At 74.5% G+C, this 22,500-nt stretch carries 19 protein-coding genes and 1 tRNA gene; 14 read left to right on the top strand and 6 right to left on the bottom strand.

The window, feature by feature from the left end; genetic code table 11:
• Positions 1–81 precede the first annotated feature (81 nt).
• The 3 genes from MF406_RS10920 to MF406_RS10910 all read right to left on the bottom strand — a co-directional run bounded on the left by MF406_RS10920 (position 82) and on the right by MF406_RS10910 (position 3,570).
• Positions 82–1,095: a beta-ketoacyl-ACP synthase III gene (locus MF406_RS10920; protein WP_242893215.1), complete on the bottom strand. Its 1,014-nt coding sequence runs from the start codon at positions 1,093–1,095 to the stop codon at positions 82–84.
• The gene (locus tag MF406_RS10915) at positions 1,092–2,090 is read right to left on the bottom strand and encodes an ACP S-malonyltransferase (RefSeq protein WP_242893212.1); all 999 of its coding nucleotides are present in this window, start codon (positions 2,088–2,090) and stop codon (positions 1,092–1,094) included. Before MF406_RS10915 ends, MF406_RS10920 begins: the two co-directional genes overlap by 4 nt.
• A 283-nt stretch (positions 2,091–2,373) precedes the next feature.
• On the bottom strand, positions 2,374–3,570 hold the full coding sequence (locus MF406_RS10910; RefSeq protein ID WP_242893209.1) for a CdaR family transcriptional regulator: 1,197 nt from the start codon (positions 3,568–3,570) through the stop codon (positions 2,374–2,376).
• A 403-nt stretch (positions 3,571–3,973) separates the two neighbouring features.
• Here MF406_RS10910 and MF406_RS10905 point away from each other — a divergent pair, with 403 nt between their 5' ends.
• Positions 3,974–4,576 carry a hypothetical protein gene (locus MF406_RS10905; RefSeq protein WP_242893206.1) on the top strand — a complete coding sequence of 201 codons (603 nt, stop codon included), beginning with the start codon at positions 3,974–3,976 and terminating at the stop codon, positions 4,574–4,576.
• A 315-nt stretch (positions 4,577–4,891) separates the two neighbouring features.
• Here MF406_RS10905 and aceE read toward each other — a convergent pair whose 3' ends face one another.
• On the bottom strand, positions 4,892–7,627 hold the full coding sequence (gene aceE, locus MF406_RS10900; protein WP_242893204.1) for a pyruvate dehydrogenase (acetyl-transferring), homodimeric type: 2,736 nt from the start codon (positions 7,625–7,627) through the stop codon (positions 4,892–4,894).
• Positions 7,628–7,903: 276 nt separating this feature from the next.
• Between aceE and MF406_RS10895 the strand changes: the two genes are divergently transcribed.
• The 5 genes from MF406_RS10895 (at position 7,904) to MF406_RS10875 (ending at position 12,017) form a co-directional block, all read left to right on the top strand.
• Entirely contained in the window at positions 7,904–8,323 is a 420-nt protein-coding gene (locus MF406_RS10895) for a DUF3052 domain-containing protein (RefSeq protein WP_242893201.1), read from the top strand.
• A 289-nt stretch (positions 8,324–8,612) separates the two neighbouring features.
• Positions 8,613–8,689, top strand: a tRNA-Val gene (locus MF406_RS10890).
• A gap of 8 nt (positions 8,690–8,697) precedes the next feature.
• Complete coding sequence (locus tag MF406_RS10885) at positions 8,698–10,227, top strand: helix-turn-helix transcriptional regulator (protein WP_242893185.1); 1,530 nt, start codon at positions 8,698–8,700, stop codon at positions 10,225–10,227.
• 104 nt (positions 10,228–10,331) lie between these two features.
• The gene (locus tag MF406_RS10880; RefSeq protein ID WP_242893182.1) at positions 10,332–11,066 is read left to right on the top strand and encodes a hypothetical protein; all 735 of its coding nucleotides are present in this window, start codon (positions 10,332–10,334) and stop codon (positions 11,064–11,066) included.
• A 306-nt stretch (positions 11,067–11,372) separates the two neighbouring features.
• Entirely contained in the window at positions 11,373–12,017 is a 645-nt protein-coding gene (locus MF406_RS10875; protein ID WP_242893179.1) for a GyrI-like domain-containing protein, read from the top strand.
• A 236-nt stretch (positions 12,018–12,253) separates the two neighbouring features.
• Here MF406_RS10875 and MF406_RS10870 read toward each other — a convergent pair whose 3' ends face one another.
• Positions 12,254–14,233, bottom strand: coding sequence for a DUF222 domain-containing protein (locus tag MF406_RS10870; protein WP_242893164.1), 1,980 nt, complete (start codon positions 14,231–14,233; stop codon positions 12,254–12,256).
• 318 nt (positions 14,234–14,551) lie between these two features.
• Here MF406_RS10870 and MF406_RS10865 point away from each other — a divergent pair, with 318 nt between their 5' ends.
• Complete coding sequence (locus MF406_RS10865) at positions 14,552–14,809, top strand: hypothetical protein (protein WP_242893161.1); 258 nt, start codon at positions 14,552–14,554, stop codon at positions 14,807–14,809.
• Positions 14,810–15,093: 284 nt separating this feature from the next.
• Here MF406_RS10865 and MF406_RS10860 read toward each other — a convergent pair whose 3' ends face one another.
• Positions 15,094–15,840, bottom strand: coding sequence for a hypothetical protein (locus MF406_RS10860; RefSeq protein ID WP_242893160.1), 747 nt, complete (start codon positions 15,838–15,840; stop codon positions 15,094–15,096).
• A gap of 81 nt (positions 15,841–15,921) precedes the next feature.
• Between MF406_RS10860 and MF406_RS10855 the strand changes: the two genes are divergently transcribed.
• The 7 genes from MF406_RS10855 to MF406_RS10825 all read left to right on the top strand — a co-directional run bounded on the left by MF406_RS10855 (position 15,922) and on the right by MF406_RS10825 (position 22,500).
• On the top strand, positions 15,922–16,455 hold the full coding sequence (locus MF406_RS10855) for a GNAT family N-acetyltransferase (RefSeq protein ID WP_242893159.1): 534 nt from the start codon (positions 15,922–15,924) through the stop codon (positions 16,453–16,455).
• Between the two features lie 68 nt (positions 16,456–16,523).
• Positions 16,524–17,141 (top strand): TetR/AcrR family transcriptional regulator, encoded by a 618-nt coding sequence (locus MF406_RS10850; protein ID WP_242893157.1) that lies wholly within the window; start codon positions 16,524–16,526, stop codon positions 17,139–17,141.
• Between the two features lie 240 nt (positions 17,142–17,381).
• Positions 17,382–18,764 carry an MFS transporter gene (locus MF406_RS10845; protein WP_242893155.1) on the top strand — a complete coding sequence of 461 codons (1,383 nt, stop codon included), beginning with the start codon at positions 17,382–17,384 and terminating at the stop codon, positions 18,762–18,764.
• Between the two features lie 229 nt (positions 18,765–18,993).
• Entirely contained in the window at positions 18,994–19,947 is a 954-nt protein-coding gene (locus MF406_RS10840; protein ID WP_242893153.1) for an ABC transporter ATP-binding protein, read from the top strand.
• The gene (locus MF406_RS10835) at positions 19,944–20,726 is read left to right on the top strand and encodes an ABC transporter permease (RefSeq protein ID WP_242893151.1); all 783 of its coding nucleotides are present in this window, start codon (positions 19,944–19,946) and stop codon (positions 20,724–20,726) included. Before MF406_RS10840 ends, MF406_RS10835 begins: the two co-directional genes overlap by 4 nt.
• On the top strand, positions 20,723–21,820 hold the full coding sequence (locus MF406_RS10830) for a sensor histidine kinase (RefSeq protein ID WP_242893149.1): 1,098 nt from the start codon (positions 20,723–20,725) through the stop codon (positions 21,818–21,820). Before MF406_RS10835 ends, MF406_RS10830 begins: the two co-directional genes overlap by 4 nt.
• Positions 21,817–22,500 carry a response regulator transcription factor gene (locus MF406_RS10825; RefSeq protein ID WP_242893147.1) on the top strand — a complete coding sequence of 228 codons (684 nt, stop codon included), beginning with the start codon at positions 21,817–21,819 and terminating at the stop codon, positions 22,498–22,500. The genes MF406_RS10830 and MF406_RS10825 overlap by 4 nt, the downstream gene beginning before the upstream one ends.

Raw genomic sequence — 22,500 nt, 5'->3', positions numbered from 1 at the left:
CCGCTCTCGTTGGTCTTTGGGGTGGTCGGGGGACAGTGTGGTGGGCACGGGGCCGGGCGCACCAGGCGGCGCGCCGGACGGTCAGGGCAGGACGACCACCTGGGCGGCGTAGACCAGCCCGGCGCCGAAGCCGATCTGCAGGGCGATGTCCCCGCTCTTGGCCTGGCCCTCGCGCAGCAGCCGCTCGGTGGCCAGCGGGATGGAGGCGGCCGAGGTGTTGCCGGTCTCGGCGATGTCCCGGGCGACGACGACGTCCTCGCGCAGCCCGAGCTTCTTGACCATGTGGTCGATAATCCGCATGTTCGCCTGGTGCGGGACGAACACGTCGATGTCGGCGGGCACCAGCCCGGCGGCGGTGATCGCCGCCTCCGCCACCGGCGTCATCTGGAAGACGGCCCACTTGTACACGCTCGGCCCCTCCTGGCGCAGCGTGGGCCAGGGCACCTCGGTGCCGTCGGCGTCGCGGTAGTCCAGCCAGGAGTGCGTCTGGTCGATCAGGCCGGCGCCGGAGCCGTCGGCGCCCCAGACGGTGCGGCCGATGCCCGGGGTGTCCGAGGGGCCGACGACGGCGGCCCCGGCGCCGTCGCCGAGGAGGAAGCTGATCGACCGGTCGGTGGGGTCGATGAAGTCCGACATCTTCTCCACGCCGACGACGAGCACGTGGCTGGCGGTCCCGGCCCGGACCAGCGCGTCGGCCTGGGCGATGCCGTAGGCGTACCCGGCGCAGGCGGCGGAGATGTCGTAGGCGGGCGCCGGGGTGGCTCCGAGCCGGTCCGCCAGGATCGCGGCCAGCGAGGGGGTCTGCTCGAAGTGGGTGACGGTGGAGACGATGACGGCGTCCAGGTCGGCGCCGTCGACGCCGGCCGCGGCCAGCGCCTCGCGGGCACCTCCCTCGGCGAGGTCGGCGACCGTGGTCCCCTGGGCGGCGTACCGGCGGGTGACGATGCCGGTGCGCTGCTGGATCCACTCGTCCGAGGAGCTGATCGGCTCGACGATCTCGGCGTTGGGCACGACCCGCTCCCCGCGGACCCCGCCGATGCCGAGGATCCGGGCGTGGCGGACCGGCTCGGGGGCGCGCAGGGCGGGTCGGGTCATCGGGTTCCTCCGTGGCGGGTCATCAGGTCGCGGGCGGCGGGCAGGTCCGCCGGCCCCGTCAGGGCCACGGTCTCTACCCCCGGCAGGGTACGGCGGGCCAGCCCGGTGAGCACCCCGCCGGGGCAGAGCTCCACCGCGCCGGTGACGCCGAGCGCGAGCATCTGCGCGCAGCACAGGTCCCACCGCACCGGGCTCGCGACCTGGGCGACCAGCCGGTCCAGGGCGGCGGTGCCGGAGGTGACGGGTTCGCCGTCGGCGTTGGACAGCAGGGTGACGGCGGGCTCGGCCGGGTGCAGCGCGGCGGCGGCGGCCCGGACCCGGTCCACGGCCGGGGCCATGTGCGCGGTGTGGAACGCCCCGGCCACCGGCAGCGGCACGACCCGGGCGCGCTGGGGCGGGTCGGCCTGCAGGGCGGCGAGCTGCTCGGCCGTGCCGGCCGCGACCACCTGGCCGCCGCCGTTGACGTTGGCGGCGGTCAGGCCGTGCCGGTCGAGGGCCTCGGTGACCTGCGCGGGCTGCCCGCCGACGACGGCGGCCATGCCGGTGGGGCGGGCGGCGGCGGCGTCGGCCATGGCCGCCCCCCGCTCGCGGACGAGGGTGAGGGCGTCGTCGTCGCTGAGCACCCCGGCGACCGCGGCGGCGGCGAGCTCGCCGACGGAGTGGCCGGCGACAACGTCGGGCCCGGGCACGACGGCGGGTGCGCGGCCGCCGTCGGAAACCCCACCGCCGGCGCTCCCGGAGACGTCGTCGCCGGCCGCGGTCCCGCCGTCGACCAGGGCGTGGAAGCTGAGCAGGGACGCGGCCACCAGCAGCGGCTGCGCGACCCGGGTGTCCCGGATGGTCTCCGCGTCGGCGGTGGTGCCCAGCGCGACCAGGTCCAGCCCGACCGTCTCGGCGTAGCCGTCCAGCCGGTCCCGCGCCGCCGGGTCGGCCAGCCAGGGGGTGAGCATGCCGGGCTTCTGGGCACCCTGACCAGGGCACAGGACGGCGAGCACCCGTCTACCTTGCCAAGGAGGCCGGTCCCGGCCCGCCTCCGACGCCTACCAACCGGCGGGGGTCCGGTTGTGCGGACCTCACAAAGCGGTGAGGTGGGTCACCTCTGTGGTCGTCCGGCGGCTCGGCCGGGCGCGCCGGGGCGGTCGGACGCGCGTAGGCCGCCGAGGAGCGGGCAGACGCTCGTCCAGGCCGGCCGGGGGCGGGCGGACGGGCCGCCGGGAGCGGGCGGCGCGGTGGCGTACCGGGTCCCGCACGGTTGGCTAGCGACCGGTGTGCGGTTGGTCAGAGGCCGGTGTGCGGTGCGGCCGTCTGGGCGAGCCGGCCGACGGCGAGCGCGACCTGCAGCACGAAGCCCTCGCGGGGGTCGGTGGGGTCCCAGCCGACGAGCTGGCCGATCCGCCGGAGCCGGTACCGCACGGTGTTGGGGTGGACGTACAGCGCGCGGGCGGCGCCCTCCAGGGAGCGGCCCTGGGCGAGGTACTCCTCGAGCGTCTGCACCAGCGGCGCGCCGCCGGCCAGGAGCGGTTTGTAGAGGTCCTCCACCAGGGTCCGCCGGGCGAGGGGGTCGCCGTTGAGCATCCGCTCGGGCAGCAGCTCGTCGGCGAGGACCGGCCGGGGCGCCCGGGGCCAGGCCGGCACGGCGAGGAGCGCGGCGACGGCGGCGCGGGCCGAGCGGCCGGCGTCGGCGATGCCGTGCACCTGGGGGCCGAGCACCACCGGCCCGGGACCGAGCCGGGGGAGGAGGGCCTCGGCGGCCGCGCGCAGGTCGCCCTCGCCGCCGAGGACGGCGATGATCCGGTCGCCCTGGATGCCCACCAGCGCGTCCAGGGCGGCGCGGCGGCAGGCGCGGCGCAGGTCGGCGGTACGCCGCTCGTCCATCGGCGAGGCGGCCTGGGCGGCGACGACGAGCGTGCGGCCGCGCCCGGACCAGCCCAGGGCGGAGACCCGCGAGCGGAGGGACTCGTCGGCGACGCCGCGGACGAGGGAGTCCACCACCAGGGCCTCCAGCCGCGCGTCCCAGGCGCCGCGGGTCTCCGCGGCCCGGGCGTAGACCTCCGCCGCGGAAAAGGCGACCTCCCGGGAGTAGAGCAGCACGGCGTCGCGCAGGTCGCGCTGGTGGCCGGGCTCGGCGAGCTGGACGGCGTTGTCCTCCACCACCTCCACCACGATGCGGACGAGCTGGAGGGTGTGCTGGAGGGAGATCGAGCGGGTGAGCTCGGGCGGGGCGGCCCGGAAGATCTCCTGGGCGTTGTAGGAGGCGGCGGACGGCTGCTCGTACCAGGAGATGAAGGCGGCGATGCCGGCCTGGGCCACCATCCCGATCCAGGACCGGTCCTCCGCCGCGAGGTCCCGGTACCAGTCCACCTCGGCGTCGAGACGCTTCAGGGCCGCGGCGGTGAGCATGTCCGAGCCGCCGCGCAGCCGCCGGACGACCTCGGAGCTCCCCTCGTTGCGCCCCGACCGCTCACCGGCTCCCATGAGGGGGAGCATAGGACGGCCTGCGGGTGGCCTGGCCGGGGGTGGGCGCGGTGGGGTGCGGGCCCCGGGATGGCCGGCGCACGCCTGCCGCACGGCACCTTCGGCTGACCCGGCCTGCGGGGGCTGCGGGACCGTGGCCTGCCGGCCTGCGGGGGCTGCGGGACCGCGGCCCGCCGGGCCTGCGCGGGCAGCGGGACCACGGCCAGCGAGCCCCTGGCGCCCCGTGTCGGACACGCGAAAAACCGCGTGGTGGTGCGGTTCTTGGCGCTGCGGCGGAGCCAGAGTCCGGCGGCTGGGGGTGGTTGCGGCTACTGTCATCGTCATGGCTCTGCTGGACCGACTGCGCTCCCTCCTCGCTCGCCGACGACCGGCAACGCGGGTGGGACTGCGGCGACCCTCAGCGGTGCCGCGCACTCCCGACGCCCCGCGCGAGGACGCCCTCCGCGGCCGGCTGGTGGACGATCCCAACGACATCGCGGCCTTCCGCGCGCTCGCCGAGGTGGTGCGCCGCCGCGCGGCCGGGGTGGGGCCGGCGGACCCGCTCACGGGTGACCCGGAGCCGGCGGACCGCGAGCGCGCGGAGAACCTGGCCGTCTGGGCCCTGGCCGAGGAGATCGCGGGCAACCCCCGCGCCTGGTACGCCCTCATCGAGCTCGCCCGGCTGTCCCTGGCGGACGACCACGACGGCGCGATGCGGCGCCTGAACGGAGCCTGCGAGCGGGACAGCACCGGCCAGGCCGTGGCCGAGAGCATCCGGATGCTGCGCGAGGCCGGGCAGCCGGGGGAGGCCATCGGCCTCGGGGTGGGGCACTGGAACCCCAAGGAGCACGTGGTCGAGGCCGGAAGGCAGCTCGTCCTGGCGTGCGTGGAGGCCGGTCGTCCGCTGGAGGCTCGCCGGCACCTGGAGGAGCTCCGGCAGTCCAGCGACCAGGCCGGCGCGGCCGCCGTCGCCGTCGAGCTCGAGCGCGTGGTGGGTGAGGCGGAGGCCGCGCACCCGCAGGGCTGAGCCCGCGGAACCTGTCCGCGGAAGAGTGGCCCCTGGCTGACTGCGCGCCGGGGACCTGGCCCTGGGCGGACTGCCCGCGGAGGACCTGGCCCTGGGCGCCCGCCCGCCAACGCCTTGCCCCGGCGTCCGCGACGTTCCCTTCGGACCCTTCCGCTTCGTTCGCGCGCCTACCGCCGCGGCCATGCCCCGGCAGGTGGTGGCCGACACGTCCGCGTCGTCGGCGCGACCTGACGGCGCCCGACGTCGCGGCCACAAGCGCTGACGGGCCCCACCCGTCGGGTGGGGCCCGTCAGCGCTGCCCGAGCGGCAGGAGGGTCAGGACTCGCCGCCGGCGGTGCCGGACTGTCCGGCGAGGACGTTGAACAGGTCGTACCGCTCGATCGCCTGGCGCGGGACGTCCGCGTCGATCTCGCCGCGGTCGGCCAGCGCCTGGAGGGTGCGGACCACCATGGAGTGGGCGTCGATGAACAGCTGGCGCCGCGCGGCGGCGCGGGTGTCGGAGTAGCCGAACCCGTCCGCGCCGAGGGTGTAGTAGTCCCCCGGGACCCAGGACCGGATGGAGTCCTGGACCTGGTGCTCGTAGTCGCTGGTGGCCACGAACGGGCCGCCAGCGTCCCGGAGCTTGGTGGTCAGGTACGCCTCGCGGTGCTCCTGCTCGGGGTGGAGGAAGTTGTGCCGGTCGGCCTCCAGGCCGTCCTTGCGCAGCTCGTACCAGCTCGTCACCGACCAGACGCCGGCACGAACGCCCCAGTCCTCGGCGAGCAGCTCCCGGGCGTGCAGCGCCCACGGCACGCCGACGCCCGAGGCGAGCAGCTGGGCCCGCGGCCCGTCGCCCTCCGGTGCGGCGAGGCGGTAGATGCCCCGCAGGACGCCGTCGACGTCGAGGTCGGCCGGCTCGGCCGGCTGCGGCATCGGCTCGTTGTACACCGTGAGGTAGTACATGACGTTGGGGTCCCGTGAGTCCTCCCCGTACATCCGCTGCAGGCCGTCCCGGACGATGTGCCGGATCTCGTAGGCGTAGGCCGGGTCGTAGTGCACGACCGCCGGGTTGGTGGAGGCGAGCACGGGGGAGTGCCCGTCCATGTGCTGAGTGCCCTCCCCGGCCAGCGTGGTGCGCCCGGCCGTGGCGCCGATGATGAACCCGCGGGCGAGCTGGTCGCCGGCGGCCCAGAGCTGGTCGCCGGTGCGCTGGAACCCGAACATCGAGTAGAAGATGTAGACCGGGATCATCGGCTCGCCGTGGACGGCGTAGCTCGTGCCGACGACCTGCATCGCGGCCGCCGAGCCGGCCTCGTTGATGCCGGTGTGCAGGATCTGCCCCTGCTCGGACTCCTTGTAGCTGAGCATCAGGTCGTGGTCGACCGAGGTGTAGTTCTGGCCCTTGACGTTGAAGATCTTCGCGGTGGGGAAGATGGCGTCCAGGCCGAACGTGCGCGCCTCGTCGGGGATGATCGGCACGATCCGCCGGCCGATCTCCTTGTCCTTCATCAGCTCCTTGAGCAGCCGGACGAACGCCATGGTGGTGGCGACCTCCTGGTGCCCGGAGCCCTTGGCGAGGATCTGGTACGGCTTGTCGTCCGGCAGGGTCAGGGTCTTGTGCGGGTCCCGCCGCTCGGGCAGGAAGCCGCCGAGGGCCCGGCGCCGCTCCAGCATGTACTGCAGCGTCTCGTCGGAGTCGTCGGGGCGGTAGTACGGGGCGCTGTAGGGGTCCTCGAGCCGCTCGTCCGGGATCGGGATGCGCAGGGAGTCCCGCAGCATCTTCAGGTCCGTGGTCTTCATCTTCTTCATCTGGTGCGTGGCGTTGCGCCCCGCGAAGCTCGGGCCCAGGCCGTAGCCCTTGACGGTGTGCGCGAGCACGACCGTCGGCTGGCCGGTGTGCTCCTGGGCCGCCTTGTAGGCGGCGTAGAGCTTGCGGTAGTCGTGCCCGCCGCGCTTGAGCGCCCAGATCTCGTCGTCGCTCATGTTCCGGACGAGCTCCTTGGTCCGCGGGTCGCGGCCGAAGAAGTGCTCACGCACGTAGGCGCCGTCGTTCGCCTTGTACGTCTGGTAGTCCCCGTCCGGGGTGTTGTTCATCAGGTTGACCAGGGCGCGGTCCTTGTCCGCGTTGAGCAGCGGGTCCCACTCCCGGCCCCAGATGACCTTGATGACGTTCCAGCCGGCGCCCCGGAAGAACGCCTCCAGCTCCTGGATGATCTTGCCGTTGCCGCGCACCGGGCCGTCCAGCCGCTGCAGGTTGCAGTTGACGACGAAGGTGAGGTTGTCCAGGTTCTGCTGCACGGCGTGCTGCAGCATCCCGCGCGACTCCGGCTCGTCCATCTCGCCGTCGCCGAGGAAGGCCCACACGTGCTGCTCGGAGGTGTCCTTGATCCCCCGCTCGTGCAGGTACTTGTTCACCCAGGCCTGGTAGATCGCCTGCGCCGGGCCCAGGCCCATGGAGACGGTGGGGAACTCCCAGAACTCCGGCATGCGCCGGGGGTGGGGGTAGGAGGGAATGCCGTGCGGGGAGGAGTACTCCTGGCGGAAGCCGTCGAGGTCCTCCTCGCTCAGGCGGCCCTCGAGGTAGGCGCGGGCGTAGTTGCCGGGCGCGGCGTGGCCCTGGAAGAACACCTGGTCCCCGCCGCCCGGGTGGTCCTTGCCCCGGAAGAAGTGGTTCATGCCCACCTCGTACAGCGTGGCCACCGAGGCGTAGGTGGAGATGTGGCCGCCGACGCTGACCCCGGGCCGCTGCGCCCGGGTGACCATCACGGCGGCGTTCCACCGGATCCAGCCGCGGTACTTGCGCTCCGCGGCCTCGTCACCCGGGAAGTAGGGCTCCTCGTGCACGCCGATCGTGTTCACGTACGGCGTGTTCAGGCTGGTGGGGATGGCGATGCTGCGCTCCCGGGCCCGCTTGAGCAGGTTGAGCATGATGTACCGGGCCCGCGGGCCGCCCCGCTCCTCGATGAGCCCGTCGAAGGAGTCCAGCCACTCCTGGGTCTCCTCGGCGTCGATGTCGCCGACCTGGCTGAGCAGGCCGTTGATCAGCGGCGTGGAGCTGTCTCGTGAACTCACGCTTCCCTCTTCTCGCAATCAGGCGTCGACGGTGACGACGCTGGCGGTGCCGTACCTTCGTCGGGCGGGACCATTGTCATCCCTTGACCATCCCCGACGCGAGCACGGACCGGCCGGTGGCTTGTGACTCTCCCGACAACGTACCCGCCCACCGACGGCGAGGGGGCCGGGCTTGCACCCGGGGGCGCCGGTGCGGTGGGGTAAGCGCACAGTGCCGGACCCGGGAGCCCCCGGCCGGTCACGGACGGGGCGTGCCCCAGGAGAGGCAGGAGTGACGTGGCAGGCAGCGCGGGCACGGTGGCGAGCGGTTTTGGCTTCACCACCGGCCAGGTGATCCAGGAGTTCGGGTACGACGACGACGTCGACCCGGCGGTGCGCGAAGCGGTGGCCGAGGCCACCGGCGCGCCGCTCGTGGGCGAGGACTACGGCGACGTCTGCGACGGCACGCTCATCTGGTGGCGGGAGGACGACGCGGCGGAGGAGGACCTCACCGACCTCCTCGTCGACGCCCAGGCGAACCTCGACGACGGCGGCCTGATCTGGGTGCTGACCCCCAAGCCGGGCCGGCCGGGGCACGTGCGCCCGGCCGACATCGAGGAGGCCGCCCGCACGGCCGGCATGCACGCCACCTCGGTGGTGGCCGCCGCCCCCGGGTGGTCCGGGATCCGGATCGCCGCCCGCAGCCGGCAGCGGTGACGGCCGGCGGCGCCGGCGGCGTCGTCGCCGGTGCCCCCATCCGGCCCGCTCGTCGCGGCTGGCGCCGTCCCGACGATGCTGGTCGCCGTCGCAACGCCGCGACGGCGTTGTTGCGGGTGCATCGCCGCGCGATGGCGTTGGTCGCCGATGCATCGGCGCGCGATGACGTCGATGCGGTGCCTCGCCGCCGCGATGACGTCGGTGCGGGTGCCTCGCCGCGCGATCCTGCTCGTCAGACGGCCGGCCGCGAGCGTCGACGCACTAGGCTGTCCCGCGCGCCGCGGCGCACGGGCCTGTAGCTCAGCTGGGTAGAGCGCCGCGCTTACACCGCGGAGGTCGTCGGTTCGAGACCGGCCGGGCCCACCAGGAGGTCGTTGTCCAAGCCCGCGACATCGCCGGTTCGAGTCCTGCCGTCCGCAGCATGCTCGTGTGGCGGAGCCCAGGGGCACGGATCCATCATTCGACGGTACGTCGAACGTCGTGCAAGCCCACGAGCGGGCGGAACTGTCGTGAACGAAATGGCCACGCGGGCGCCGCTGCCGCGGCCCCGGTGGTCGGGCCCGCAGGTCGGCGCGGTCGCGGGCACGGCCTGCGCCGTCGTACTCATCGGGCTGCCGATGGCGGGGGACCAGGGCTTCGCGACCGATCCGGTGGGAGCCTGCGCGCTCGCGGCGGGCGCCATCCTCGCCGCCGTCGCGCATGCCCGGCTCACCGACCTCTCGCCGGTTGCGGCGAGAGCGAGCGGCTGGCTGGCGTGGTCGCTCGTGGCCTACCTCGCCTGCGCCGTGGCGGCGGTCCTCCTGTCTGCGACGGCGAGTCCAGCCGCGACAGCTGCCGTAGCAGTCTGGAACACCGCGTGGATTCCCCCGGTAGCGCTCATGCAGCTGACGGCCTCGGCGGCGGTGCGTGGCCCGGGCACGCCCTGGACGCACGTCGTGCTCGTCAGCGTGGTGTGCGTCAGTGCCCTGGCGAATCTCCTGCTCAGCGTCCCTGGTGACCCGTTCGCCGGCCTTCCCACGATCGCCCCCGAGGCCTGGCGCACGCGACTCTCCGGGCTCGGGGATGCTGCGACCATCGCCGGCGCGGGCGCGACCCTGCTGATCCCCATCGCACTGTGGCGGGCCGCTCTGACGTCGCGCGGCAGCGCCCGCGCCCACCTCGGCGTCGCCGCGGCGGGTGCGACGGCAGCCCCGCTCGTCATCGCCTTCTGCCTGCTGCTCGCCGTCGCCCGCGAACCGGGGGCGGTGGACCCGGCACTCGGCTCCGTCGCGTTCCTCGTCGCGCTGGGCGCGGGAACCGCGATGTCCTCGGCGTGCGCCGTGCTCGCGGCGCGCGGCGCAGTGAGCACGCGGCGAACGGCCGCCGTCGTCCGGGGGGTCGTGCTCGCGGCCGGTGCGCTTGTCGTCGCCGCCGGGGGGACGCTGATCGCGGCGCCCTCCCTCCACCTCGCGCCGACGGCGGTCGCGCTCCTGATCGCCGCACTGACGCTCGCCGCGGCTGCCGCCGCGTGGGTTGGTGCCGGGTCGCTCGGGCGTGCGCTGGTGACCGACCGAGCGGTGGTCGACCACGCGGAGACGGATACCGGCGGCGGTCCGTCCGAGGTACCTGTCAGGCCGGCGCCCGCCGCTGCGCCGACCTCAGGGAACAACAAGGACCGCGCAGAGGTCGCGCTGACCGCGCTGACCCCCCGGGAGAACGAGGTGCTGGCGCTGCTCGCCGAGGGAGCGAGCAACGCGGGCATCGCGGCGGCGCTCGTGGTGTCGGAGCGCACGGTCGACGCGCACCTGAGGTCGATCTTCACCAAGCTCGGGCTCGAGCGTGACTCGGCAGCCAATCGCCGTGTGCGCGCCGCCAGGATCTGGCTGGACCGTGTCGCCGTCGCCGACGGACCCCGCAGCACGTGAGCCGCGACGCCAGATAGGTGAAAACACCGATGCGGCGAGGACGGTGACGGGGCAAACGTTGGCCTCCGGTGCCACGTGGCACCCACGGATCCCCGGAGGTACCCATGTCTCGCCTTGCCCCCGCCCGCGTCGCGGTCGGCACCTCGCACCACGCGATGCGCGCTGCGCTGATCGCTCTGTTCGTCGTCCTGCTCGTCGCGCTGACGGCACGCACGATCGCAACGACCCTCGAACCGCCGTTCGACGGCTCGCTCTCCTACGACGACGTGCAGCTGCTCGGCGAGACCTACTGGCCGCTGAACCTGTACCTGAACGGACCGGGCTACGCGGTGTCGTGGGTCGCGACCGCAATCTTCCTCGTGCTGCTCGCGCGCGGTCGGACCGCCCCGGTGACCGTCGCGGCTGGGTTCCTCGCGGGCACCGCCGGCATCCTGTTCGCGCTCGTGGTCACCGCCGAGGCCCTGCCGTTCGCCCTCGCGCTGACCGACCCCGAACCGGACGCCCGCGCTCGGTTCGACATGCTGAACGAGGGCATCCACGTACTGGTGCCGACCATCATCGCCACCCAGCTCGCCATCGCCGTCGCGATGCTGGCCGCACTCGTGTGCGCGTTCCTCTCGCGAGCGCTGCCCCGGTGGGTCGTGGTCGTCGGAGTCGTCTACATCGTCGTGTTCGTCGGCCTTCCGGTCGACGCGCTCGGCCGCTGGGCGGTGATCGCGAGCTACCTGTTGCAGGTCGCGCTCGTCGTCTGCGTGGGCTGGTTCGGGCTCAAGGAGGGCCTTCGTCGTTCCGCAGGACAGACCACCGAGCTGGACCGTCCTGCGCTGTCTGAACGGTGAGAGGTGCTCACGCGGCTCGTGGTCGCCGTCGATCGACCGGTGCATCGCCGGCACTGCGACCACGGTGCAGTGCACCGACTCCGACTCCGACTCCGACTCCGAGGGTGTCCGACCTTGATCGGCTTCGGTGCCCTCGCCCGCGGCCACTGCCCTGCTGGACCGCCGGGCAGTGGCCGCAGCGCCCGCGCTGCCTACCTGCCCCGGCTGCGGCTGACTGCGCTCGCCGGTCGACCTTGCCCGAACCCCTGGGACTGGCCTAGCGTCGGCGCTTCCCCCGTCTGCTCGCCAGTCGAGTCCAGGTGCCCGATGACCAGCCCGATGACCGGCAAGACCGACTTCAAGAAGACTCTCGATGCCTACCAGGCGCAACGGGACCGGTTCCGCGTCCTGGACGTGCCCGACATGCAGTACCTGATGATCGACGGCCACGGCGATCCCAACACCTCGCCGGCCTTCGCCGAGGCGGTCGAGACACTCTACCCGGTTGCCTTCACGCTCAAGTTCGCCAGCAAGCGAGAGCTCGGGCGCGACTACGTCGTCCCGCCCCTGGAAGGCCTGTGGTGGGCGAAGGACATGGACTCCTTCACGGCGGCGCGGGACAAGTCGCGGTGGGACTGGACGCTGATGCTCATGGTGCCGGGCTGGCTGGGCAGGGACATGTACACGGACGCGGTGGAGGAAACCGGGACGCAGCGCCGGCCAGCGCGTCTCGATGACGTCCGCCTGGCGCCCCTGTCCGAGGGCCGTTGTGTGCAGGCGCTGCACGTCGGTTCCTTCGACGACGAAGCCAACCTGCTCGCGAAGCTGCATCAGGAGTTCATTCCCGGCCATGGGTGGCGCATGGTCGGCAAGCACCACGAGATCTACCTCAGCGATTTTCGCCGGGTTCCTCCCGAGAGACGGCGCACCATCCTCAGGCAACCGGTCACCCCCGAGACCGGAGCGGGGTGAACAGGAGCCGACGGAAGGGCCCACGGCGGGACCAGGCCCGCGGCGCAACCCGTTCTATCGTGGGCCCTTCGGGGGTGCCGGTTCGCCGGACGTGGGGACGGCTGTCCACGATCGACCGTCGAGCGGTGCCGGCGGCGCTACAGGGCGGCCGAAGTCGCGACGGTCGGCCAGCCTGGTGCGGCTCAGAAGGGGATGGGTTGGTCGGGGCCGTAGGGGTCGGGGCCGCCCTGGTCGGGCTAGTGAGGCTGGTTGCGCCAGGGGCCGGGGGGCCGGACGGGCTGGCGGGGGTAGCGGTGGCCGGTGGGGGCGGTCCAGGTGATGACGCCGGTGGTGGGGTCGCGGGAGACGGACCACCCCCCGGAGGTCTTGGCCTCGTGGTGGCCGGTGCAACCGGCGTGGAGGTTCTCCCTCGTGGTCTGCTCGAGCAGGTCCGCCATCGCATGGTTGAAGGCGATGATGTGGTCGATCTGGCAGCGCCCGGCCGGGATCCGGCAGCCGGTGAAGGTACAGGTCACGTCGCGGGCGATGATGGTGCGGGTCAGGTCCGCCCCGGGCCGGTAGGTCTTGGTGCCCAGGGCGAGGAACTCCCCGGTGGCGGCGTCGGTGAACAGCGCCCGCCAGGTGGCGTCCTGGGCGATCTGCCGGGCCAGGTCGGCCGGGATGGGCCCGTACCCGGCGAGCTCGGCGACCTGGTCGTCCAGGCCGAGGAGGGTGCCGGCGGCGACGGTGACCTGCAGGTGTGGGCGGCGGCCGTGCTGGGTGGGCAGGGGGATGCCGGCGGGGCTGGTGCCGGTGTTGAGAATGCCGGTGAAGACGTCGGTGAGGGCGTCGGCGCGGCGCTGGTCCAGGGTGCGAGTCTCCCCGGGGGCCTTGGCGGCCGCGGCGAGGGCGTCCAGGGCCACCCGGACCACCTCGGCGTTGTCCGCGCGCAGGTAGGCGCTGACCCAGCTCATGGTGTCATCGGCCGGCTCGACCATCACCCGGCGCTTGGCGTAGGCCGCCTGGTGCCGCCGCTCGGCGGCGGCGACGTCGGCCTCCAGCGCGGCCCGGCGGATCTCCTCACGCAGCTGAGGGGCGGTCATGTCCCCGGCGCCGGGCAGCACCCGGCGGTGGACCTGGCGGCGGTCGGCGTCGGGCAGGCCGGGCTCGGCGGTGCAGAGCACCTCGGCCTTGCGCGCGTCGATCTCACCGCGGGTGAGGGCGTCGGCCACGGCCGGGAAGCTCTCCAGGGTCAGGGCCAGGCCGACCTTGGACTCGGCGGCGTACTGGGTGGTGTGCAGGCGGGCCTCCACCTCGAAGACCACGCCCCGGTGCCTGATGCTGCTGCCCGGCCGGCCCCGGTTGCGGCGGGCGTGCAGCTCGGCCACCGCCCTTGCCTGCTGGGAGGTCACCCAGGCGGCCAGCCGCTCCCACCCGGCGATCATCTCCACCACCGTGGCGTCATCCGCATCGGCCAGGCTCGCCCCGGCCAGCGTCCGAGCCAGCCCAGGCCCGGGAACGGTCCGCTCCAACGCCACCGCCGCCGCCGAGAACACCCCCCGCACCGAAGACCCAGCACCACCGGCACCAGCACCGTCGCCGCCGTCAGCGTCATCAGCGCCGTCGCCGTCGGCGTTTGCGTTTGCGTCTGCGTCGTCCTGCCCGGCGGCCGGCGCGCTCTTCCCCGCGGCGGTATGGGCGTACTGTCCCTCGCCGGCCTGGGCGGCCTGCACCGCCGGCTCTCGCCCACCGGCCTCGTCGCCGGCGGAGGCGGGGGCCGGGACGTCATCACCGGTGGGGGTGGGGGACGGAACCTGATCGCTGGCGGGAGCCGGAACCTCATCGCCGGCGGGGGCAGCGGTGATCTGCGCTTCCGCGGGGTCGGCCACGCCGGCAGCGGCGAGCGCGGCGCCGACCTCCTCGGCCATCTCCATCGCCAGCCGGGCCTCGGCGGTGGCGACCGCGGACCACAGCACCGTCACCGCCACGAACATGCCCACGGCGGCGTCGTTGACCACCCGGACCGAGACCGGCGAACCCTCCCCGGTCACCTCCGCGCCCTCACCGTCCATACCCCCGACGGTAGGACCGACCACTGACATCGCCGCCCGGCCGCCGTCGGCGGCGGTGTCGTTGTGCTGGGGCTGCCCGTCCATGTCCCCGACGGTAGGACCGACCACTGACATCGCCGCCGCACTGCCGCCGTCGGCGGCGTCGTGCTGGTCCTGCCCGTCCATGTCATCGACGATAGGACCGGCCACCGACATCGCGGCCGAGCCGCGGTCGGCGCTGTGCGAGCCGCGGACGGCAGCTACCGGGCGGAGTGGCGGAGTGACCGAGCCCCCGAGGCGGCGAGCGCGCGACGACGTCCGACGGACGGGCGGAGGCAGTCATGCGTACGTCCTGCGCAGGGCCTCTCGGTCGTCGTCGAGGCCGAGGACTACCCCCCGTCGTGCTCACGCTGCATGTCCTCGAGACAGCGCGCCGATTGTGCCCGGCGAGAAGGCCGACCCGCGAGGCAGCCGGGGTAGCACCGGTGGTATTACCATCAGGGGATGAGGGTCACGAAGCGATCCGTCTCGCTCGACGACCAGGTGGCCGAGCGAGTCGACCACGCCGCCCGTGAGGACGGGATCTCCTTCTCCGCGTGGCTGTCGCTCGCGGCCGAGCGTCAGCTGCTGCTGCGTGAGGGTCTGCGCGGCGTGGCCGAGTGGGAGGCCGAGGCCGGACCGCTGACAGCAGAGGAGCGTGCCGCTGGTGAGCTCCTGCTGGACCGGCTGCTGTCCGGCCCGAGCGAGACGTTGCCCGGCTGATGGCTGGGCTGACGTACGAGACTGGCGCGTTGATCGCCGCCGAACGCAGCGACCGCCTGCTGTGGTCGCTGCATCGCGCCGCGCTAGCACGAGGTCTGCCGCCAACTGTCCCCGCCGGGGCTCTTGGCGAGGCGTGGCGTGGCGGCCCCCAACCGCAACTCTCCCGACTGCTCAAGGGCTGCGTCATAGAACCGCTGACCGAAACTCGAGCGCGAGCGGTTGGAGTGCTCGCTGCCCGGTCGGGCCTGGCGGACACCGTTGACCTTGCTGTTGCCGAGGGAGCGCTACGCCGCAACGATGCCGTCGCCACCTCGAACCGGACCCATATCGAGCAGGTCGCCAGCGGGGTGGACCGACGACTCGTGGTCTACGACGTGTGTCCTCGATCCTTCCGGGCCTGGCCGCCGTGACGCTTGCGCCGCGGCGACGGTCAGGAGGCGAGAGCGACGACGGCGACGAAGGCCGCGACGAGGACGTCGAGCACCGAGCAGAACTCCGCGAGCGAGCGGTCCACGACGCGTCCCGTGCGGTGGTGGTGGACGTCCCAGGCGGCATGGCCGAGGAGTGCCCCCGGCGACCAGCAGGCCGCCGGCGGTCGCGTCCAGGCGGACGGCGAGCAGCGCGGTCGCACCGAGCACGAGCATCGCGGAAGCCTGCAGCGGCAACGACCACCAGGGCCCGGTCCGGCGACCAGCAAGCCCGACCGCCAGCAGCACCACGGCGATCGCGAGCAGCCACGGCGTGGCGTCGAGGCCGGCGAACTTGTCCAGCGTGATCAGGGCGAAGGTGACGGCGAACGCGACCCATGCCGCCCGCCGTCGGCCGGTGGCCGCTGCTGCCAGGTACACCAGGCCGGATGCCGCGACGACGGGCGCGATGTCCCGTCCATCGGTCAGGCCGTAGGCGGTGCCGGCCGCGACGACCACCCCGAGCGCTGCCGGCCACGCGCGTCGCCACTCCCGCCGCCGCACCGGGCCGACGCGGCCCGGCTGGGCCCGGCCGTTGCGCTGGTCCTGCGTCAGGACGTCCATCTCGGCCCCTTCTTCTCGAACCTGCATGTTCGGCTTCCTGATACTGTACTGCGGTGTACGAGTTAGAGGAAGGTGGTGCAGATGCCAACGTCACCGCACGAGCCGGCGGGCGGGCACGCTCCCTCGCCACCGGCCGAGGCTGCCGTCCTCCGCCCGGCACGCCCGGGCGACGTCGCCGCCGTCGCCCGCATCTGGGGGGAGGGGTGGGTCGACGCCCACCTCGGTCACGTCCCCGCCGCACTGGTCGCTGCGCGGACCCCGACCTCGTTCGCCGAGCGGGCCCGCGACCGCGTGGTCGACACGATCGTCGCGGAACGGCATGGCGCCGTCGTCGGGTTCGTGATGCTCGACGAGGACCAGGTGGACCATCTGTACCTGGACCGCGCCGCCCGCGGCGGGGGCATCGGGGCGGCGCTGCTCGACGCGGCGGAGCGGACCGTGATCGCGGCGGGGCACCGGCGCGCCTGGCTCGCGGTGGCGACCGGGAACACCGGTGCCCGCCGGTTCTACGCGCGGCAGGGCTGGGTCGACGACGGCCCCTTCGTCCACCAGGCGCCCGTCCCCGGCGGGTCGGTGGCGGTCGACTGTCACCGGTTCGTCAGCCCTCGCCGGTAGCCGGCGCGCCGCCGGGGCGAGGTGCGCCGGCTAACATGAACATGACTGTTTGTCCTTGGAGGTGTCCGATGGTCGCGACCGAGACCGAGACCGAAGCGGGTGCTCGCGGGGGAGCCGCCTCTCCCGTCCGGGCGAAGCGTGCCGACGCCCGCCGCAACATCGAGGCGATCATCGACGCCGCCACCCGGCTGCTCGCCGTCGACCCCGACGCGAGCATCAACGAGATCGCCAAGGCCGCGGACGTCGGCAGGGTGACGCTCTATGGCCACTTCGACTCCCGGGCGACGCTCGTCCGCGCGGTCGTCGATCGGGCCATCGCGCGGACCGACGAGGCGCTGGGGCAGCTGGACCTCGACGGCGACCCGCGCGAGGTGCTCGGTCGCCTGCTGGAGGCCACCTGGCACCTGACCCACCGATTCGGGGCCGTCGTCGTCGCCGCTTCGCAGGCCCTGCCGCCCGAGCAGATGCGCCGTGCCCACGACGAGCCAGCCGCCCGCGTCCGGGCCCTCCTCGAGCGCGGCCGCGAGGCCGGGGAGCTCCGGGCCGACGTGCCGATCGACTGGCAGATCAGCGTGATCCAGGCGATCCTGCACGGCGCGTCGGCAGCGGTGCACCGGGGCGAGATCACCGCCGACGACGCGCCGTCGCTCGTCCGCGACACCGTGCTCGCCGCGCTGGCCGCCTGACCCGACGACCTCTGGGCGGGCCGCCGCGCCCTCTCCCTGACGGGCCTGGGCGCGCTCGGCCGACCTGACCCGCCCGTACGCACTCGACCCACCTGAAGTGCCCGTGCGCGCTCGGCCCACCTCGCTGGGGCTTCCGCCCCCAGGAGCGGGCATCCTCCCCTCGAAAACCTCTTGTCGTACATCCGTGTTCGGCTTACTTTGTCGTACATCGCTGTTCAGGTTGACGAGAGGATGGTTGCGATGCACGCTCCCGACCAGGCCGCCGCGGAGGCGGCCGCGGCACCCGACCCCCGTCGCTGGCGCACCCTGGCGCTGCTGGGCGTGGCGCAGCTGATGCTGATCGTCGACGTCACGGTGGTCGCCATCGCGCTGCCCGACATGGGCGCCGACCTCGGCCTCGACCGCGCCGGCCTCACCTGGGTGGCGAGCAGCTACGCACTGGTGTTCGGCGGGCTGATGCTGCTGGGCGGCAAGACGGCGGACATCCTCGGCCCCCGCCGGGTGGTGCTGGCCGGGCTCACCGTGTTCGTCGCGGCCTCGCTGCTGGCCGGGCTGGCGACAACGGGCGCCGCGATGCTGCTCCTCGCCCGGGCGCTGCAGGGCGTGGGCGCGGCGGCGATGTCCCCGGCGGCGCTGTCGGTGATCGCGCGGACGTTCACCGGCGCCGAGCTGAGCCGCGCGCTCGGGGTCTGGTCGGCGCTCGGCGGCGCCGGTGCCGCCGTCGGGGTGCTCCTCGGCGGCGTGCTCACCTCCGGCCCGGGCTGGCCGTGGGTGTTCTACGTCAACGTCCCCGTCGGCGCGGTTCTGCTGATTGGGCTGATCCGGTCGGTGCGGCCGCTGCCGGGCTCGGGCGGCCGGCTCGACGTGCCCGGCGCCGCGCTGGTCACCCTCGCGACCGGCGCGGTGGTCTACGGCCTGGTCGCGGCGGGCGACCACGGGTGGCTCAGCGCGGACACCCTGGTCGCCGTCGTCGTCGGGCTGGTCGGCTACGTCCTGTTCGCGGTGCGGATCCGTGCCGCCGCCGCGCCGCTGGTCGATCCGGCGCTGCTCCGACGGCGCCCGGTGCTGCGCGGCCTGGGCCTGATCTTCGTGGCCACGGCGCTGATGATCTCGGTGTTCTTCCTCGGCTCCTTCGTCCTGCAGCAGCTGCACGGGTTCACCGCCCTGGAGACCGGGCTGTCGTTCCTGCCGGTCGCCGTCGGCACCATCCTCGGCTCGAGCCTGGCCGGGCGGGTCCTGCCGCGCTGGGGCGTGCGCACCGTCTCGGTCGCCGGCCTGCTGGTGGCCGCGGCGGGCCTGGCGGCAGCCGCGGGGATCTTCTCCATGACCGTGCTTGTCCTGGCCACGAGCGTGGCCGGGTTCGGCATCGGCGCGGCGTTCGTCGCGGCCGCCGGGAGCCTGTTCTCCGCGGTCCAGCCGCAGGAGGCGGGCGTCGGCTCCGGTGCGCTCAGCACGTTCCACGAGTTCGGCGCGGCCACCGGGGTCTCGGCGGTCTCCAGCGTCGCCGCCGCGGCGCTGCTCGACCCTGGCTTCGCCGCCTTCGCCCCGGGCTACTGGTTCGCCGCCGCCGTCGCCCTGGTCGCCGGTCTGGCCTCCCTGGCCCCGCTGCGAGGGACCCGCTGATGCCGCCGGGCTCGCACGGCGGGGCGGGGGCGCCACCCGAGTTCGCCCCGCGCACCTGGCCCTCCTCCCCGGGCCTCTGGCCCCGGGGAGAGAGGAATCTCCGCCCGCGCGCAGACGCGCCGCGGCGGCTGGGACCGGTTCGCTGAGCACCATGAACGCAGCAGCACCACCGCCTCGGACGGAGCCGGCGACGGCGCCCGGCCCCCGGGCACCGACCGGCGAGCCCGTAGTGAGCGTCCGCGGCCTGTCGAAGGCCTACGGCGGCCGGCGCGTGGTCGACCGCCTCGACCTGGAGGTCCGGGCCGGGGAGGTGGTCGGGCTGATCGGCGCCAACGGCGCCGGCAAGACCACCGCCGTCGAGTGCCTGCAGGGCCTCCGGCACCCGGACACCGGCCGCATCCGCGTGCTCGGCCTCGACCCCGCGCACGAGCCGGAGCGGCTGCGGCGGCAGGTCGGCAGCCAGCTGCAGGACTCCGGCCTGCCGGACCGCCTGCGCGTGCGCGAGGCGGTCGACCTGTTCGCCGGCCCGGACGCCGCCGACCCGGCCGCGCTGCTGGAGCAGTTCGGGATCGCCCACCGCGCCCGGACCCCGTTCGCCGTGCTCAGCGGCGGCGAGCGGCAGCGGCTGTTCCTCGTCCTCGCGCTGCTGAACCGGCCGCGGCTGGTCATCCTGGACGAGCTGACCCAGGGCCTGGACCCGGCCGACCGGCGCGGCGTGTGGGCGGCGGTGGATCAGCTCCGCCGGAGCGGGACCACCGTGCTGCTGGTCACCCACGAGCTCGCCGAGGCCGAGGCGCTGTGCGACCGGGTGGTCGCGATGCGCGCCGGGCGGGTGCTCGACCAGGGGACGCCCGCCGAGCTCGTCGCCCGGCACGCCGGCGAGGCGATCGTCCGGTTCACCCTCCCGGGGGCCGACGACGCCGCGACTGCCGAGGCCCTGCAGCAGCTGAACCGGCTGCCCGAGGTGCGGTCGGTGACCCGCGCCGCCGGCACCGTCACCGTGCGCGGCGGCCGCGCCATCATCGCCCACGTTGGCGGATGGCTGGCCGCCCGGCCGGGCCCGGTCCCGCCCGACCTCGACGTCGACCTCCCCGACCTCGAGGCGGCCCTGCTGACCCTCCTCACCCGCCCGGACGAGGCGACGGGAGCGGCAGCAGGACCAGCGACAGGAGCAGCACCATGACCGCCGCCACGACGTCCGCCGCGCGCGACCACCGGCCCGGGCGGGCCCGGTCGGTGACGCGCCGGCTGCTCACCCACGAGCTCCGCCTGGTCGCCCGTGACCCGTTCACGCTCGCCTTCACCCTCGCGTTCCCGATCGTGGCGATGCTGGTCGTCGGCGGCGCGTTCGGCAGCGAGCCCGCGCACGGGTTCCCGCTCAACCCGTCCCACTGGTACATCGCCTCCTACTTCACGGTGATGATCGGCGCCACCGGGCTCGTCCTGCTGCCCGTGCACATCGCCTCCTACCGGGAGCGCGGGGTGCTCCGCCGGTTCGCCGCGGCCGGGTTCCCGCGCTGGTCCTTCGCGCTGGCCGAACTGGCGCTCGGCCTGATCGCCATCGCGATCGCCGGGCTCGCCCTGCTGGTCGTCGCCGCCCCGGTCTACGGCGTGCCGGCGGTGCAGGACCCGGTCCGGGTCGCGGCGGGGATGGTCGTCGGGGCCGTCGCCTTCGTGAGCATCGGGGTGCTGCTGGGCACCCTGCTGCCCTCCGCGCGGGCCGCGCAGGCGATCGGGCTGCTGCTGTACTTCCCGTCGCTGCTGCTCGGCGTCGGCGGCCCGCCGACCTTCGTCATGCCGCCCGGGCTGCGCGCAGTGGCCGAGCACCTCCCGCTCGCGCTGGTCAACCAGGCGATCCGCGACCCGTGGCTCGGGCTGGGGGAGGGGACCGTGCCGCTGGCGATCGTCACCGCCGTCGCCGTCGTCGCCACCGTCCTCGCGGTCCGCCGGAGCAGCCTGTGAACCGTCCCGAGGCCGACGGCGACGGCGTCCCCTGGCCCACCGCGCCCGCCGCGCTGGCGGTGCTCACCGGCGTCGGCGCGGTCCAGGCCGGCCGGTCGCTGCCCGTCGCGCTCGGGCTCGGGGTCGCGGTGCTCGCGACGAGCGCCGTGCTCGCCCGGCGCCGGGCCGCCGGGTGGCCGGTGGTGGTCGCGCTGACGGTGCCGGCCGCCGGCGTCGCCGCCGCCTGCTGGGGCGATCCGCGCAACCTCGGCTGGTTCGGCGTCTGCGTGGTCGTCGGGTGGGCGGCGCTGGCGGCCCCGCCGCGCCCGGCCGTGCTCGCCGGCGCGGCGACGGCGGCCGTGTTCGTGGTCCAGCTGGTCACGGTGAGCCGGGAGCCGGGGTGGCTGACCTGGATCGCCGGGACCACGTTCACCGTCGGCGCCTGCGCCTTCGCCCGCCGCCAGCGCGATCTCGTCGAGCGGCTGCACGCCGCGCACAGCGAGCTCGCGCAGCGCGCCCGCACCGACGAGCGGCACCGGATCGCCCGGGAGATGCACGACCTCGTCGGGCACAGCCTGACCGTGACCCTGCTGCACCTGGGCAGCGCCCGCCTCGCCCTCGACGACGACCGCGACGCCGCCCGGGCCTCCCTCACCGAGGCCGAGCGCGCGGCCCGGGACAGCCTGGACGACGTCCGCGCCGCCGTCGGCCTGATGCGCGCCGCCGGCCCGCCGGCCGCGCTCCCGGCGCCCACCGCCACCGACATCGCCGCCCTCGTCGAGCGGTACCGCCGGGCCGGGGCGCGGGTCGAGCTCGACGTCCGCGGCGACCTGGGCACGCTCAGCCCGAACCGGAGCCTCGCCGCGTACCGCATCGTCCAGGAGTCCCTCACCAACGCCGTCCGGCACGGGGACGGGAGCCCGATCGGCGTGCGCGTCGACGTCGCCGGCGGCCGCGCCCGGATCACCGTCCGGAACGCGGCCCCGGCACGTCCGCACCGCGTCCCCGGCACGGGCGTCGTGGCGATGCGCGAACGCGCCGGTGCGCTCGGCGGGCACCTCACCGCCGGCCCGGACGACGGCGGCTGGCTGGTCGAGGCGGTGATCCCGGGATGACCGGCCGGCTCGTCCGCGTGCTCGTCGTCGACGACCAGGAGCTGGTCCGCACCGGGCTGCGCGGCATCCTGCGCGAGCGCTACGGCTTCGCCGTCGTCGGCGAGCTCGCCGACGGCACCGACGTCCTCGACGTCGCCGCCCGGGTGCGGCCCGACGTCGTCGTGATGGACGTGCGGATGCCCGGCATGGACGGGGTGACCGCCACCCGCGCCCTCACCCGCGCCGAGGACGCCCCGCCGGTGCTCGTGCTGACCACCTTCGACGAGGAGGAGATCCTCGCCGGCTCGATCCGGGCGGGAGCGTCCGGGTTCCTGCTCAAGGGGGCGCCCGCCGAGGACCTGCAGCGCGCCGTCCGTACCCTCGCCGACGGCGGCGCCTGGCTCGACCCCACCATCACCGGCCGGGTGCTGAGCACCTACCGAGAAGGGGCGCCGCCGGTCCGGCCCGGCGCCCAGGTCGGCCTGCTCACCCCGCGCGAGAAGGACGTCCTGGCCCTCGTCGGCGCGGGCCTGTCCAACGCCGAGATCGCGGCCCACCTCTTCCTGGGCGAGGGCACCGTCAAGACGCACATCGGGCACATCTTCACCAAGCTCGGCCTCCGCGACCGGGCCGGGGCCGTGGTCTTCGCCTTCGACCACGGGCTGGTGCGGCCGGGCGACCCCCACGACCGGCGAGGCTGA

The organism is Georgenia sp. TF02-10, assembly GCF_022759505.1.
In the GTDB taxonomy this organism is placed as follows: Bacteria; Actinomycetota; Actinomycetes; order Actinomycetales; family Actinomycetaceae; genus TF02-10.
Note: the sequence above shows the minus strand (reverse complement) of the source record. Positions and strands in the feature narration are given on the sequence as shown.

Excerpts from the sequence above, each read along its gene's own strand:
- MF406_RS10920 (WP_242893215.1), bottom strand. The coding sequence starts at position 1,095 with ATGACCCGACCCGCCCTGCGCGCCCCCGAGCCGGTCCGCCACGCCCGG.
- MF406_RS10845 (WP_242893155.1), top strand. The coding sequence starts at position 17,382 with ATGCACGCTCCCGACCAGGCCGCCGCGGAGGCGGCCGCGGCACCCGAC.
- MF406_RS10850 (WP_242893157.1), top strand. The coding sequence starts at position 16,524 with ATGGTCGCGACCGAGACCGAGACCGAAGCGGGTGCTCGCGGGGGAGCC.
- MF406_RS10870 (WP_242893164.1), bottom strand. The coding sequence starts at position 14,233 with ATGGACGGGCAGGACCAGCACGACGCCGCCGACGGCGGCAGTGCGGCG.
- MF406_RS10835 (WP_242893151.1), top strand. The coding sequence starts at position 19,944 with ATGACCGCCGCCACGACGTCCGCCGCGCGCGACCACCGGCCCGGGCGG.
- MF406_RS10865 (WP_242893161.1), top strand. The coding sequence starts at position 14,552 with ATGAGGGTCACGAAGCGATCCGTCTCGCTCGACGACCAGGTGGCCGAG.
- MF406_RS10910 (WP_242893209.1), bottom strand. The coding sequence starts at position 3,570 with ATGGGAGCCGGTGAGCGGTCGGGGCGCAACGAGGGGAGCTCCGAGGTC.
- MF406_RS10875 (WP_242893179.1), top strand. The coding sequence starts at position 11,373 with ATGACCAGCCCGATGACCGGCAAGACCGACTTCAAGAAGACTCTCGAT.
- MF406_RS10825 (WP_242893147.1), top strand. The coding sequence starts at position 21,817 with ATGACCGGCCGGCTCGTCCGCGTGCTCGTCGTCGACGACCAGGAGCTG.
- MF406_RS10880 (WP_242893182.1), top strand. The coding sequence starts at position 10,332 with ATGTCTCGCCTTGCCCCCGCCCGCGTCGCGGTCGGCACCTCGCACCAC.
- MF406_RS10860 (WP_242893160.1), bottom strand. The coding sequence starts at position 15,840 with ATGGACGTCCTGACGCAGGACCAGCGCAACGGCCGGGCCCAGCCGGGC.
- MF406_RS10855 (WP_242893159.1), top strand. The coding sequence starts at position 15,922 with ATGCCAACGTCACCGCACGAGCCGGCGGGCGGGCACGCTCCCTCGCCA.